Genomic DNA, 13,543 nt, shown 5'->3' with positions numbered 1-13,543 from the left:
GCTTGGAAAAACGCGTCCTAAGACCTCTGCATGAGGCCATGGCTTTCGGTTGAAGCAAGATATCGGCCGCCCACCTTGCGCCCCTGCGGGTCCGGCGGACAGACGGGTGGCGGGGTTTGGGGCTATGCGATTGCGGGGGTTTGCGGGTTGAGGGTGATCCTGTTTGCGGCCTTGAGCAGGTTTTGCGCGATGGCGGCCATGACCATCTGGGCATGCACCCTGGCGCGCCCGAAATATCTCGCCCGCTGCAGGCCGAAGAGGCGTTTCATCGTGCCGAAAGTCTGCTCGATGCGGAAGCGGCGTTTCGAAATCAGCCGGTTGAAGCGTTTCTCCGATTGCCGCAGGGGGCGGCCGCGCGCTGCCTTGCGCAGGATGCCGTCGCGGTATTTGCCGCGCAGCATCTGGCGGTTGGCCTTGCTCGCATAGGCCTTGTCGGCCAGCACCCGCTGCGCCTTTGCGCCCGCGATCATGGTGGCGAATTCGGGGCTTTCGGCGGCATTGGCGGGCGTGGTGTGCACCTTGTCGATAAAGCCCTCTTCGTCGCAGCGGGCAAAGCCCTTGTAGCCGAGCGTGCTCTTGCGGCCCTTCTTGACCCAGCGGGCATCAGGGTCGGCGCTGAAATGCAGCTGTGCCCCGTCGGGTGAGACCTCGGGCGGATCATCCGGCGTCCCTTCCCTTGCCCCGTCCTCTGCCCGGTCCTGCGGGGCGTCGATATGGGTGCGCGGGCGCGCCGCCGCCGCGATCAGGGTCGCATCAATGATCGCCGCCTCAGCCTCTTTCAGCTTCAGCCCATGCGCCTCGATCTGGCGGCAGACCTCGGCCAGCAGCTCATCGTAAACGCCACCCCGGACCAGCGCATTGCGGAACCGGCAGTGGGTCGTCTCATCCGGCACCGACGCGTGCAGATCGAGCCCGCAGAACAGCATGAAATCCAGCCGCACCTTCAAGGCCCGCTCCAGCTTCGGGTCGCTCAGCCCGTGCCACTGGCCAACCAGAAGACACTTGAACAGAACAAGCGGATCATAGCCCTGAGGCCCGATCCCCGAGCGCCCCAGACCGCGCCGCAGGATCGGCAAAAACGAGTTCCAATCCATCAGCGCGTCGATCTTCGACAGAACGTCATCCGCGCCGATCCGTGCCGCCGCTTCGTGCAGGAAAAGGTCCATCTATTCACCCCAGAGATTTCCCGGCTAGCTTACCAAAACGGCCAACCCGGGGGAATCCCGATGTTATGCAGAGGTCTTTCACATTGTTGCGCCAGTATTTACCGGGCAATTCCATGCTTTCGCCCACCAGCGAAAGCGCCGCGAAATGCATCACGGCAACTGGTTGGTATTTTTCAAAAACCTGATCCAGAAAGGTACCGTCCAGTAAGTCGCCCTGCTCGAACGGGCCGAATTTCACCGCGTCGGCCCAGCCGGTAACCAGATTATCCACCGTGACAGGCACATAACCTGCCGCCTTTAACGCCTTGCAGGCATGCGAGCCGATGTAACCCGCCCCGCCAGTGACCAATACATGCGTCAAATTACACCGCCCGGTATCTTATTGCGCCGCTTTTTGCAGCGACACCATTTCTGTCAAATACTGCGAAAATTCATCCCGCAATTCTTCGCGTGCCAGACCAAAGGCAACCGTGGCCTGCAAAAAACCGGCCTTGGAGCCACAATCAAACCGTTGCCCGCGGAACCGGTAACCATAGACCTTGCGACCCTGCACAATTTCCCGCGCGATGGCATCGGTCAACTGGACCTCGCCACCCGCGACCAGCTTGATCTTGTTCAGATTTCGCAACACATGCGGCGTCAGAATATATCGCCCGATCACCGCCAGATTTGATGGCGCGTCCTCGGCTTTGGGTTTTTCAACCATCCCGTTTACGGCAACCATGGCCCCCATATCTTCCTTGATGTCCAGAACCCCGTAGGCCGAGGCCTTTTCCTTGGGCACTTCCATCGCAGCGACCATGCAACCACCGGTTTCCTCGTAGGCTTCGACCATTTGCTGCAAACAGGGTTTTTCGGCGGCAATAACATCATCCGGCAGAATAACGGCAAAAGGCTCGTTCGAGATCAGGCGCCGGGCACACCACACGGCATGGCCCAGCCCAAGGGCCTTGTGCTGGCGAATATAGGCAATCGCACCGCTTTCCATATTGGTGCTCTTCAGCGTTTCAAGCAGCTCTGTCTTGCCAGCCTTGCGAAGGCTGGCTTCCAGTGTCGGGGCGATGTCAAAGTAATCCTCAAGTGCGCCTTTGCCGCGCGAGGTTACAAAAATGAATTCCTTGATCCCGGCCACGCGCGCCTCGTCAATCGCGTATTGGATCAATGGCTGGTCAACCAAAGTCATGATTTCTTTTGGCACAGATTTCGTGGCCGGAAGGAATCTTGTTCCCAAACCGGCAACAGGGAAAATGGCCTTAGTAACTTTACGCTTCATGTATCGCACTCGTTTTCTGGTCTCTTGCTGACAAGAGATAGCATTGTTTCTGATTACGCCCAAAGCGTTAATTACCCAAGAATAGCAACTAAACAAATTGTTGATCAGGGGGAAAGCTGCATCAATTGTTGCTATTTCTGCCAATTTCCCCCTTCAAGGTTGCAATACAACTTACCGCCCCTCGCTATGCGGGCTTCAAATCTACGCCAGGCGCGTAAGCAATAAAGAACGGGTTGGCATAGCCCTCTTTTCCATAAAGCAGCGGGCTATGGTCATCAAAGCGCACTACCTGCCCGCCCGCACCCGCCAGCACGGCGTGACCGGCCGCTGTGTCCCACTCCATCGTGCGCCCGACACGGGGGTAAAGATCGGCCTCGCCGGTGGCCACAAGGCAGAATTTCAACGACGATCCCGCACTTTTGGAATCCTTCACTTTATATTTACCGATGTAATCATCTGTCGCCTGATCCCTATGAGATTTCGACGCAACGACCATCAGCGCCTCATTATCCGGCATCGAAACGAAAATGGGGGCAACCGGACCCGAACTATCCTTGGAGAAATCACCGGTTTCTTCAACCGATTGGCCACTGGCATCGGTATAGAACAGCCGCCCGCGGGCCGGTGCGTAAACCACACCTCTGATCGGTATGCCGTTTTCGACATAGGCAATATTAACAGTAAAATCGCCGCGCCGTTTGATGAATTCCTTGGTGCCGTCCAGCGGGTCAACGATAATGAATTTATCCGCTTTTGCACTGTGCGAATCCGCCTGTTCCTCGGTGATTAGAACAATGTCGGGGAAAGCCTCTTGCAATCCTGCCGAAATGATTTCGTCGGCGGCCTCGTCGGCAACTGTCACGGGGCTATCGTCAGATTTTGTTTTCACCTGAAAATCATCACGGCCATAAATCTCCATGATTTTGTCTCCGGCCTCTAGCGCCAGACGACGGAAAAGAGTGCTCATCCTGTCAAAATCCAATGTTCTCTCCTTGGGTTGCCCGAAATACCGGGTGTTATTGCCAATCCTATTTAGGCCTTTTATGTTGGCAGGGTAAAGGAACGGCAAGAATTCCATGCAACATTAATGCAATGGCAGTCAAAAGCGGATAAGTGGTAGTGTCGCGAGTTTGGTGGAAATTCGAGGACGGCGTAATCTCCGGGTGCATCGAAGCCACCCAACCGGCGGCTGGAACCGCCAAGGAGATCACGCCATGACAAAGAATACAGCAACATCGACATCCGCGCTACTGGCCAATGAAGCAGGCTATGACCCGATTGAAGACCGGCTGCGCCAGAACATCCGCGCGACGATCGAGGCGGTTTTCGAAGAGGAGCTGGAGCAGTTTCTGGGCCGTTGCCGGTATGGCCGCAGCGGCGGGGCAAAGGCCGGATACCGCCACGGGCATCGCGAGCGGCAACTGGTCGGAACATTTGGAACCGAAACGGTGCGCGTGCCGCGTGCGCGGATCACAGGCGAGGCCGGCAAGGCCAGAGAATGGCGCTCGAAGGCATTGCCCCGCTACCAGCGGCTGACGAAGAAGGCCGAGGCGCTGATCGCTGCTGTCTACCTTTCGGGCACCAACACACGGCGGGTAAAACGCGCCCTGTTCGGCCTGTTTCAGGGGGCGGTCAGCAAGGATGTGGTGAGCCGCGCCTGGCGCAAGGTGAAGGTGGACTGGCAGGCGTGGTGCGCCCGCAGCCTTGCGGATGAAGACATCGTGCGGCTGATCCTGGACGGCACCGTGATCAAAACGCGGATTGACAGGAAGGCCACCAATATCTCGGTTCTGGCCGCGATTGGCGTGCGCCGGGATGGGCAGAAGGTCTTGTTATCACTGATGAACATGGGCGGCGAAAGCACCTCCGCCTGGCGTCAGTTCATCAACGATCTGGATGCGCGCGGGTTGAAACGGCCCGAATTTGTCATCGTGGACGGGGCACCGGGACTTGAGGTCGCTCTCATTGCCCTCTGGGGTGAAGATCTGCCGATCCAGAGGTGCACGGTGCACAAGCACCGCAACCTTCTGGCCAAGGCACCCAAGCGTATGCATGATGAGTTGACAGAAGATTACCGCGACATGATCTACGCCAAAACACCCGAGGAAATCGCCACCCGCCGCAAGGCATTTCTGCGAAAATGGCGGCTGAAATGCAAGGCCGTCGCTGACAGCTTGGAAGAAGCAGGAGATAAGCTTTTCACCTTCACGCGTCTGCCACAAGGCCAGTGGAAATCGGCCAGAACGACAAATGCGATCGAACGCCTGAACGAGGAATTCCGCCGCCGCATCAAGACCCAGACCGTGCTGCCATGCGCCGAGACCGTGCCGATGCTGCTTTGGGCTCTGATGGCCTCGGGGCAGATCGTCATGCGAAAGGTCGATGGCTGGGAAACGCTCGCTCAGCCCGTCGCCGACGCAACCCTTGACCAAGCCGCCTGACCGGCGCATAACTCAACCCGCTCGGAGGTGCCTGAAATCAATTTCCACCACTTTCGAGACACAACCGGATAAGTTTCAATCATGTTCCAGCGGCAAACAACAACCAGTGGCCTTCATTCAGGCGCAAGATTACTGGACCTGATCTATCACGCCACCGTCCGCAGCGTGCGCAAAAGCCATGGCAATGCTATTTTTGCGCTCATTACCAACATTATGCAGACGATCATTTTTGTAATGGCGTTTTATGTAATGTTCTCGGTTTTGGGACTGCGAGGTGCGTCTGTGCGTGGCGACTTCTTGTTGTATATCATGTCGGGTATTTTCCTTTTCATGACCCATACAAAAACATTGTCCGCAGTTTCTGGTTCAGAAGGGCCGACATAGGCAATGATGAAGCACGCCCCGATGAACACTCTGGTTGCAATCTCGGCTGCCGCACTAGGATCCTTATACATCCAATTGCTATCATTGTCGGTGGTTTTGTTTATCTATCATGTTGCATTTACCCCCGTGGTGGTTTACGAGCCGATCCCGGCGTTGGGTATGCTGCTTGTTGCGTGGTTTTCGGGGGTTGCAATTGGCACAGTATTGCTTGCCGCAAAACCGTGGGCGCCCGCGCTTATCGGCATTGTCACAACAGTTTACTCACGGGCCAACATGATTGCCTCCGGGAAGATGTTCCTTGCAAATTCGCTGCCGGCCAGCCGCAGGTCGATGTTTGACTGGAACCCGCTGTTCCATGCTATTGATCAGGCGCGCGGCTATACTTTCCTGAACTATAATCCGCATTATACCAATTACTCATACCCGCTTATATTGTCTGTAGTGTTGTTGATGATCGGATTGATGGGCGAATTTTACACCCGCAAACATGCTTCACTCAGTTGGTCAGCAGGAAAGTAACAGCCATGTTAAAATACCTCCTCGTTCTCGCTATTTCTGTTCTGAATACCAATTCGGCATTTGCCGGATGGGTGGATTATCCCGCTCTCTATGACGTAACGGGCGTTGCCTCGGATGATGTGTTGAATGTTCGTGAGGGGCAATCTGCCTCGACCCCGATTATCAACACCCTTGCCCCGAACCAGCGCAATATCGAAATCGTCAATGTCAGCGATGACGGACGCTGGGGTCTGGTCAGCTTTCCCGGCGGCAGTGGCTGGGTTTCGATGCGTTATCTGGCGCGCCAACCGGATCAAAACCCGCAATACCTGCCAAAACCGCTGAACTGTAGCGGAAACGAACCGTTTTGGGGATTAAGCATCGGCAACCAAACGGCCCTGTTTGAAATCGCGGGAAATCCCGCACTCACCTTCACGCCGATCTGGGAAGATATACCCATCGGCATGCAGGCGGTGTCTTACGCCATTAAAATGCAGGGGAACAACGAAGACATCACAGCCATTATCAGCCGCAACCGATGCAGCGACGGGATGAGCGAGAGCGTTTACGGCTTTGCCATTGACCTTATTATCTCGGGGCAATCTGGCAACCAGTATTATACGGGCTGCTGTTCAATCAACTAAGGCGTGTCGCGCCTGATTGGGTTCGAGCATTCATCGACCGGACCGAGGCAGCATTCTCGGTAGCGAACGCGTTCGGTCCGGTCGATGAATTCAATTTAGCGCGTATGCCCTAAAAACGCATTTTAGAAGGGCCAGATACCCGGTCCCGATCGCCAATATCAGCGGCGAATAATAGAGGTGGTCGCGGAAATTCGGACCAGTTGTTAAGGTGGATCGACTTATGAGAAAGACGATTCAAAATGACGAAAACAGGCGGTTCAGCCGGTAAAAGGGCTGGGATGCGGGCATGGGAAACGGCAAATAAGTAACTACCCCGCGCAGCAAAAAGATAGCAGCCAACACTGCCAGCCCTGCGGAGCGAATCCAGTCGGGAAACGGCATGGAAACTACCCCCGCACCCCACAGCGCAATGATCCCCGCGGCAATCATTCCACCCGCTACAACCAACGTCAGACCCAGCGGTGGTAATTTGCTGGCCCCTTCCACCCCCAGAACCGCATTCACCAGCGCCTGTTCATCCTTTGCGGGCCATGTCACCCCGAACGCCCACGCGATATGTAACAGGGCCGTCATCGTCAAAACCACAAATATCAATGCCGCAACCAGTGTCATCACGCATCCTTTTCGATTCCATACGCTATCGTATGTTATGCATCCCCTTGCCCAAGTCAATACGTCTTCGTATGGTGCCAATATGAAACATCGCCTTTCCCCCACAGACTGGATACAGGCCGCCTTTCGCGCCCTGACCACTGGCGGCCCGCAGGCCATCCGCGCTGAAAGCATCGCGCGGGCGCTGAAGGTCAGCAAAGGATCATTCTATTGGCACTTCAAAGATGTGCCTGCGCTGAAACAGACGATGCTGGACCATTGGCAACAGGTCGCCACGCAGGATGTGATTGATCTGGTCGAATCCGGCGCCTCTGATGCCAAAGCCCGCCTGCAACTGCTGATGCATATCTCGACCGCTCTACCCAATGATGCTTATGGCGGCGATCTGGCCGAAGCCGCCATCCGCGACTGGGCGCGTTACGACACCGCCGCCGCCAATGCCGTCAAGGCCATCGATGTCCAACGGCTGAAATTCGTCGAAACCCAGTTTTGCGCCCTCGGGTTCAACCCGCAGCAAAGCAAACAACGTGCCACCATCCTCTATGCCGCGCTGATCGGCCTGCACCAGCTATCGCATCACGATTTGGCAAACCCGGCCAGCGACCTGCCTGCCCTGCTGGATCATCTGCTAAAGCCCTAGGGCGTAGACCCATAAACCACCCGTAACGTCACATTCACCCGCCCGCCACGCGGCAGTAACCCGCTGGAGCCAAAACGTACCCTGTCAACCCCGTGATAGGCCGCACGCGCCGTGCCGCCAATCACCACCACATCGCCCGAGTTCAGCCAGACCGTATCGGTTGCCCCCTTGCGTGTCAGCCCTCCCATCCGGAACAACCCGTCATCACCCAGCGATACGGAAACCACTGGCCAGCGCATATCGGCCTCGTCCATATCGCGGTGCATCCCCATTTTCGCACCTTCGCCATAAAAATTGATCAAACAGCTTTCCGGCACCCGCACCACCCCCGCCACCTGTTGCCAGACCTTCAGGGCGCTTTCGGGGATCGGCGGCCACTTTGCCCCGGACGGGTGCCGCTTTTCATAGCGATAACCCGTCGCATCGGAATACCAGCCGTATTCCCCCGCCGAGGTCATCCGCACCGACATCGGCTTGCCATAGGGCGTATCAGGTGAAAACGGCGGGGCAAGGCGCATCACCTCGCGCAAATCCGCAATCATCGCGGCCTGCGCGGGCGCATCCAGCAACCCCTTGTATATCTGAAACCCGCGCACCCGCAGTGTTGGCTCCGGCATGATGCCCCCTTACAGACGGTTTGAAACCTCGATCAGATTGCCATCCGGATCATGCAGATAGACCGACCTTATCGGCCCCTGCGCGCCGGTCCGTTTCACGGGTCCTTCAATCACTTCAACCCCGTGATCCGTCAAATGGGCCTGCCAATCCGCAACCGGCATATCGCTTAGAAAACACAAGTCCGCCGAGCCCGCCGTGGCCCGTTTCGCCTTGGGTTCAAATTCGCGCCCGACCTGATGCAGATTGATCTTCTGCACCCCGAATTTCAGCGCCCATCGGGTTGTGCCGTCCACAGGCGTAAACCGCTGCGCTTCCATCCCCAGAACATCGCAATAGAACCGCACGGTCGCGTCAATATCGGCCACCGTCAAAACCAGATGATCCAGCCCGCTTAACTTCATCTTTCCTTCTCCGATCCACATCGATACCCTGCCATCATGCAACAGTTCATCGGCAAATCGCAAACCACATCCTGTGCAATGGACCCGGCCCGCGCCATAGCGCTGCACGCCACACTTGCCCTGCCTGATCCAGCGCCAAAACCCGGCGATGCCCTGCCGCCGTTCTGGCACCAGATCCATTTCTGGGATAGCCAACCGCCTGAAAACCTTGGCCGCGATGGCCATCCGAAAACCGGCGATTTCATTCCCGACCTTGGCCTGCCGCGCCGTATGTGGGCCGGTGGCCGGTTGCAGTTTCACGCACCCTTGCGCAGCGGCACCCCCGCCAGCAAGACCACCACGATCGAGGCCATCATCCGAAAACAAGGCCGCACCGGCCCGCTTGCCTTTGTCACCCTGCGCCACGAGATCACCCAATGCGGCACCCTGTGTGTCACCGAGCACCAAGACCTTGTTTACCGCAACGACCCTGACCCGAACGCCGCCAAACCCGTCGCCCCGACCGCCCGAACCGATGAAACCATCTGCGAGCAACACAGCTTTTCCACCACCCTGCTGTTTCGCTATTCCGCGCTGACCATGAATGGCCACCGCATCCATTACGATGAACCCTATGCACGTAACGTCGAGGGTTACGCGGGCCTTGTCACCCATGGCCCGCTTCTGGCGCAACTGCTAATGCTGATGGCCGAACGCCATCTTGGACCGCTAAACACCTTCACCTTCCGCGCCACCGCCCCGCTGATTCAGCACGAAACGGCCGACCTGTGCCTGAACGGTCAATCCCTGTGGGTGCGTGGGTCGGACGAACGGTTATGTATGGAGGCTACGGCAGGTTAGCTTCGACCAGGAACCCGTCAGGTATCCCGCCCGCATTGCCATCCAGAACCAGATCGGCCATCACCTCGCCCACCTTCGGGGCCATGCTAAAGCCGATCTTGAAACCGCCATTGGCAATGAAATGTCCGTCCCGCCCCGGATAGGCCCCCAATATCGGCGCCAGTTTCCGGCCCCGTGGGCGCACACCGGCCCAGCGCTCCAGAACCTCGGCCCCTTGCAACACCGGAAAGGCCCCGAACACCCGTTGCAACACATCGTCAAGCAACCCGTCCACTGCCAACGGATCATCAAAATATCGCTCGCTGGTGGATCCGACCGCCACGGTCCCGTCCTGATGCGGCACCACATAAATCCCGTCATCGAACAGCTGCGGCACGTCCCCTGCATCATAGCGCAACAAGGCCGATTGCCCCTTTACACCGTTGCCAACCTCGACCTCGAATTCATCCGACAACGCCAGCAATCCGCGATACCCCGTGGCCCAGACCACCGCGCCCTTAAACACAGGGTCATCTACCACAATTTCGCCACCCAGCGCCTGAATCGCCCCCGCCAGACTGCCTGCTGCCCCGCGCGGCTGCATCCGTGCGCTTAACGTATCATGCACCAGATAGCCCGTCGGGCTATCGGGCGCCCAAGCTCCGTATTGCGACCGCTCCACAACCCGCCATTCCGCCACCCCGTGCCACAATTCGCGCGCGTCTTCCTGCCGCTCATAAGACAGCTCCAGAACCCGCTCCGACACGATCGGCGACAACCGCCCGACCCGCCCATAGCCCGACGTCAGCCCCGACAACCGGTCCACCTCGCACCAATGCTCCTTGGCCATCACAAGGCTCTGAAACTGGAATTCTTTCTTCTCGTCCCAGCGTTCGGGCACATGCGGGGCCAGCGCCCCGACCAAACCGCCGCTAGACCCGGCGCCGACGCCGGTATCATCATACAGGCGCACTTTGGCCCCGCGTCTGGCACAGGCATACCCCACCGACAGCCCAAAAATCCCTGCCCCGATCACCGTCACATCAACCATTGCCAAACCTAACGCCTTCTGTTCATTGTCAAAGGCGTTATGACCCATACATCCGCACAAAACCAGACGGCAGAACTGACATGGCGCAACGACACCCTGCCGGTCAGCACCCGCTTTGATGATCCATATTTCTCGCTTGAAAACGGGCTGGCCGAAACGCGGCATGTGTTTTTGGCAGGCAACAACCTGCCCGTGCGGTTTACAGATGGGTTTCGCATCGCCGAATTGGGCTTTGGCACGGGGCTGAACATGTTTGCGGCCCTGCTGGAATGGCGTCATGCAGGGTTCACAACCCCGCTACGCTTCACCAGTTTCGAAGCCTTCCCGATGTCGGCGGATGAAATGGACAAAGCCCTTGCCGCTTTCCCCGAAGCCCATGCCATCACCGACCCGTTCCTGACCGAATGGGCCAAGGGTGCGCGCCGTATCGAAACCAAAGACCTGATCGCGGACATCATCATCGGTGACGCCCGCACCACCCTGCCCGCATGGGAAGGCATGGCAGACGCATGGTTCCTTGACGGATTTTCCCCTGCCAAGAACCCCGAACTCTGGGAACAATATCTGATGGCCGAAGTCGCCCGACACACCACCAAGGGCGGTACGCTGGCCACTTACACCGCCGCCGGTTTCGTGCGCCGAAATCTGGCAGCCGCGGGGTTCACCGTCACGCGCACCGCAGGTTTCGGGCGCAAACGACACATGACAACGGCCACCCTGCCATGAGCGCGCAAAACATCCGCCTTGGCATCTGGCTGATGGTCACCACCACCTTTGTCTTTTCAGTACAGGATGGCGTTTCGCGCCATCTGGCGGGGCAGTACAACACCTATATGGTGGTGATGATCCGCTACTGGTTCTTTGCCGCCTTCGTGATCGCCATCGCGGCGCGCAACCCCGGTGGATTGCGCAATGCCATCCGCAGCCGCAAACCCCTGCTGCAAGCGTTTCGCGCCCTGCTGCTGGTGGCGGAAATCTGCGTCACAGTGCAATCTTTCGTGCTGCTGGGGCTGACTGAAACCCATGCCATATTCATGAGCTATGCCCAAAAGTTGGTGACGCAGTAATCAGGCGGCATGTTTTTCCTGCTTGATCCCGTCCTTAAATTCAACCCCTTCGATGATTTCCGGCAATCGGAATGCGCCGTCGAGTTTACGCCATTTCTTCTTTGCCGACATCATCAGGCGGAAGGTCATTGCCAAGGCGGTCTTGCGCCCGAGGCAGCCTTTGGTCTTCTTCGTTCGGTGCCGCACGGTGGCAAATATGCTTTCGATGGGGTTGGATGTGCGGATGTGTTTCCAGTGCTCGGCAGGGAAGTCGTAGAAGGTCAGCAGCACGTCCCGGTCCTTGGTCAGCTTCCCCACGGCACGCTCGTATTTCACGCCATAGGCTTCGATGAAGAAATTGAACGCGGCCTCGGCGTCCCGTTTGTTCTCGGCCATCCAGATGTCCTGTAGATGGCCCTTGGCTTTGGCTTGCAGCGACTTCGGCATGGCATTCAGGACGTTGCCGGTTTTATGCACCCAGCAGCGCTGCTCCCGGGTCTCACCGAACACCTCCCGCAAGGCGTTCCAGAAGCCGAGCGCGCCATCACCAACGGCCAGATCAGGGGCTTTTCTGAGGCCACGACGTTGCAAGTCCAGCAGCAGTTCACGCCAGCTCTGGCTGCTTTCTCGATACCCGTCCACGAGGCCCAGAACATCCTTGTTACCCCACTCGTCCGCGCCGATGATCACCAGCATGCATTGCTTGTCAGCATCCGTGCGCGGCTTGAAATAAACCCCGTCGGCCCAGAAATACACATAGCGTTTGGCCGACAGGTCACGCCGGTTCCAACGCTCGTATTCTGCCCACCACTCCGCCTTCAGGCGCGAAATCGTGCTCGATGTCAAACCACCCGCATCAGGCCCCAGAAGGGCCGCCAGTGCTTCGCCGAAATCACCCGTGGAAATACCTTTGAGATAGAGCCAGGGCAACAACTCCTCGACCGACTTTGCCCGGCGCAGATACGGCGGCAGAAGCGTCGAGGTGAACCTGATCTTCTCCGCCCCCGTGCCACGATCACGCACCCGAGGCACATTCACCGGGACAGGGCCGATCCCCGTCATCACCTCGCGCTCCGGCAGGTATCCGTGGCGAACAAGGCGCTGGCGACCGGCCGAATCCCTCAAATGCGCGTGTTGCGCCATCAGATCACAAACCTCGGCCTCGACCGCCTGTGCCAACAGATCCCGCGCGCCTTTGCGCAAGATATCCGTCAGCGGATCAGGTGAAATTCCGGCTGGATCGGTAAACTCCAAAATAGTATCGTCTTCCATGTGGCATATCCTTTTCTCTCTGAGAATCGCGGCGCGTCAACACCGCCATGATATGCCACCCAATCACCCCATCACCAACTTTCGGGCATTACTCCATATTCATCAGCTACCCGCTGCTGATCGCCGCCCTTTCCGGCCCGATCCTTGGCGAAACGGTTGGCTGGCGCAGATGGGCAGCAGTTGCCATCGGTTTTGTCGGGGTGCTGATCATCCTGCAACCGGGCGTCACGGTGTTTCAACCCACCGCCATCATCCCGCTGATCGCCGCCTTCATCTTCGCCCTATACGGGTTGCTGACCCGCTATGCCGCCAGATACGACAGCACCGCCACCAGCTTCTTCTGGACCGGCACGGTGGGGGCAATCGCCATCACGGCTATCGGAATGTGGTTCTGGGAACCGATGAGCGGGCCGGACTGGATCTGGATGGGCGCGCTCTGCCTGCTGGCGGTGCTGGGTCACTGGCTGTTAATCAAATGCTACGAGGTGGCCGAGGCCAGCGCGGTGCAACCCTTTGCCTATCTGCAACTGGTGTTTGCATCCTCTATCGGCATCTTTTTCTTCAATGAAACCTTGCGCTGGAACGTGGCCCTTGGGGGGGCTGTGGTTGTTCTGGCAGGTTTGTTCACCCTGTGGCGAAGCCGAACCAAACCGGCCTAACCTTAAATACCTGCCGCGC

Annotated in this window: 13 protein-coding genes and 4 pseudogenes; 8 read left to right on the top strand and 9 right to left on the bottom strand. The window is 58.0% G+C overall.

Annotation, left to right across the window (positions count from 1 at the left end; genetic code table 11):
* Window positions 1-122: 122 nt before the first annotated feature.
* From ACQY4M_RS06275 to cysQ, 4 genes and pseudogenes are all read right to left on the bottom strand, one after another.
* A complete protein-coding gene (locus ACQY4M_RS06275; protein WP_428539221.1) occupies window positions 123-1,166 on the bottom strand; it encodes an IS5 family transposase in 1,044 nt (347 codons plus the stop codon).
* Between the two features lie 79 nt (window positions 1,167-1,245).
* Window positions 1,246-1,527 (bottom strand): annotated as a pseudogene (locus tag ACQY4M_RS06270) (NAD-dependent epimerase/dehydratase family protein); the annotation flags it as partial.
* Between the two features lie 18 nt (window positions 1,528-1,545).
* Window positions 1,546-2,439, bottom strand: coding sequence for a UTP--glucose-1-phosphate uridylyltransferase GalU (gene galU / locus ACQY4M_RS06265; protein ID WP_428542193.1), 894 nt, complete (start codon window positions 2,437-2,439; stop codon window positions 1,546-1,548).
* Between the two features lie 184 nt (window positions 2,440-2,623).
* Complete coding sequence (gene cysQ, locus ACQY4M_RS06260) at window positions 2,624-3,406, bottom strand: 3'(2'),5'-bisphosphate nucleotidase CysQ (RefSeq protein ID WP_428542190.1); 783 nt, start codon at window positions 3,404-3,406, stop codon at window positions 2,624-2,626.
* Between the two features lie 247 nt (window positions 3,407-3,653).
* On the opposite strand from cysQ, the gene ACQY4M_RS06255 reads away from it, so the two are divergent.
* The 3 genes and pseudogenes from ACQY4M_RS06255 (at window position 3,654) to ACQY4M_RS06245 (ending at window position 6,406) form a co-directional block, all read left to right on the top strand.
* A complete protein-coding gene (locus ACQY4M_RS06255; RefSeq protein ID WP_428539582.1) occupies window positions 3,654-4,880 on the top strand; it encodes an IS256 family transposase in 1,227 nt (408 codons plus the stop codon).
* An 81-nt stretch (window positions 4,881-4,961) separates the two neighbouring features.
* A pseudogene (locus tag ACQY4M_RS06250) lies at window positions 4,962-5,783 on the top strand (ABC transporter permease).
* A gap of 5 nt (window positions 5,784-5,788) precedes the next feature.
* Window positions 5,789-6,406, top strand: a complete 618-nt coding sequence (locus ACQY4M_RS06245) for a COG3650 family protein (protein WP_428542187.1) — start codon at window positions 5,789-5,791, stop codon at window positions 6,404-6,406.
* A gap of 234 nt (window positions 6,407-6,640) precedes the next feature.
* Here the strand turns inward: ACQY4M_RS06245 and ACQY4M_RS06240 are convergent, their stop codons facing one another.
* Window positions 6,641-7,018: a DUF3995 domain-containing protein gene (locus tag ACQY4M_RS06240; protein ID WP_428542184.1), complete on the bottom strand. Its 378-nt coding sequence runs from the start codon at window positions 7,016-7,018 to the stop codon at window positions 6,641-6,643.
* Between the two features lie 82 nt (window positions 7,019-7,100).
* Between ACQY4M_RS06240 and ACQY4M_RS06235 the strand changes: the two genes are divergently transcribed.
* Window positions 7,101-7,658: a TetR/AcrR family transcriptional regulator gene (locus tag ACQY4M_RS06235; protein ID WP_428542181.1), complete on the top strand. Its 558-nt coding sequence runs from the start codon at window positions 7,101-7,103 to the stop codon at window positions 7,656-7,658.
* On the opposite strand, the gene ACQY4M_RS06230 is transcribed toward ACQY4M_RS06235, so the two are convergent.
* Together ACQY4M_RS06230 and ACQY4M_RS06225 are read right to left on the bottom strand one after the other, a co-directional pair.
* Entirely contained in the window at window positions 7,655-8,275 is a 621-nt protein-coding gene (locus ACQY4M_RS06230) for an alpha-ketoglutarate-dependent dioxygenase AlkB family protein (RefSeq protein WP_428542178.1), read from the bottom strand. The genes ACQY4M_RS06235 and ACQY4M_RS06230 overlap by 4 nt on opposite strands.
* A gap of 9 nt (window positions 8,276-8,284) precedes the next feature.
* Window positions 8,285-8,677, bottom strand: a complete 393-nt coding sequence (locus tag ACQY4M_RS06225) for a VOC family protein (RefSeq protein WP_428542175.1) — start codon at window positions 8,675-8,677, stop codon at window positions 8,285-8,287.
* Window positions 8,678-8,713: 36 nt separating this feature from the next.
* Here ACQY4M_RS06225 and ACQY4M_RS06220 point away from each other — a divergent pair, with 36 nt between their 5' ends.
* Window positions 8,714-9,517, top strand: a complete 804-nt coding sequence (locus tag ACQY4M_RS06220; RefSeq protein ID WP_428542172.1) for an FAS1-like dehydratase domain-containing protein — start codon at window positions 8,714-8,716, stop codon at window positions 9,515-9,517.
* Here the strand turns inward: ACQY4M_RS06220 and ACQY4M_RS06215 are convergent.
* Complete coding sequence (locus ACQY4M_RS06215) at window positions 9,504-10,595, bottom strand: NAD(P)/FAD-dependent oxidoreductase (RefSeq protein ID WP_428542169.1); 1,092 nt, start codon at window positions 10,593-10,595, stop codon at window positions 9,504-9,506. The genes ACQY4M_RS06220 and ACQY4M_RS06215 overlap by 14 nt on opposite strands.
* Between ACQY4M_RS06215 and mnmD the strand changes: the two genes are divergently transcribed.
* Window positions 10,587-11,273 carry a tRNA (5-methylaminomethyl-2-thiouridine)(34)-methyltransferase MnmD gene (gene mnmD, locus ACQY4M_RS06210; protein ID WP_428542166.1) on the top strand — a complete coding sequence of 229 codons (687 nt, stop codon included), beginning with the start codon at window positions 10,587-10,589 and terminating at the stop codon, window positions 11,271-11,273. The two genes, ACQY4M_RS06215 and mnmD, sit on opposite strands and share 9 nt — an antisense overlap.
* Window positions 11,270-11,590 (top strand): annotated as a pseudogene (locus ACQY4M_RS06205) (EamA/RhaT family transporter); the annotation flags it as partial. The gene mnmD and the pseudogene ACQY4M_RS06205, both read left to right, overlap by 4 nt.
* A gap of 24 nt (window positions 11,591-11,614) precedes the next feature.
* Here ACQY4M_RS06205 and ACQY4M_RS06200 read toward each other — a convergent pair.
* A complete protein-coding gene (locus ACQY4M_RS06200) occupies window positions 11,615-12,865 on the bottom strand; it encodes an IS256 family transposase (protein WP_428539230.1) in 1,251 nt (416 codons plus the stop codon).
* An 89-nt stretch (window positions 12,866-12,954) separates the two neighbouring features.
* Between ACQY4M_RS06200 and ACQY4M_RS06195 the strand changes: the two are divergent.
* Window positions 12,955-13,524 (top strand): annotated as a pseudogene (locus ACQY4M_RS06195) (DMT family transporter); the annotation flags it as partial.
* Window positions 13,525-13,543 lie beyond the last annotated feature (19 nt).

It is taken from the genome of Profundibacter sp. (assembly GCF_965277155.1).
Taxonomy (GTDB): domain Bacteria; phylum Pseudomonadota; class Alphaproteobacteria; order Rhodobacterales; family Rhodobacteraceae; genus Profundibacter.
The sequence above is the reverse complement of the archived record's forward strand: the minus strand, read 5'-3'. Positions and strand labels throughout refer to the sequence as shown.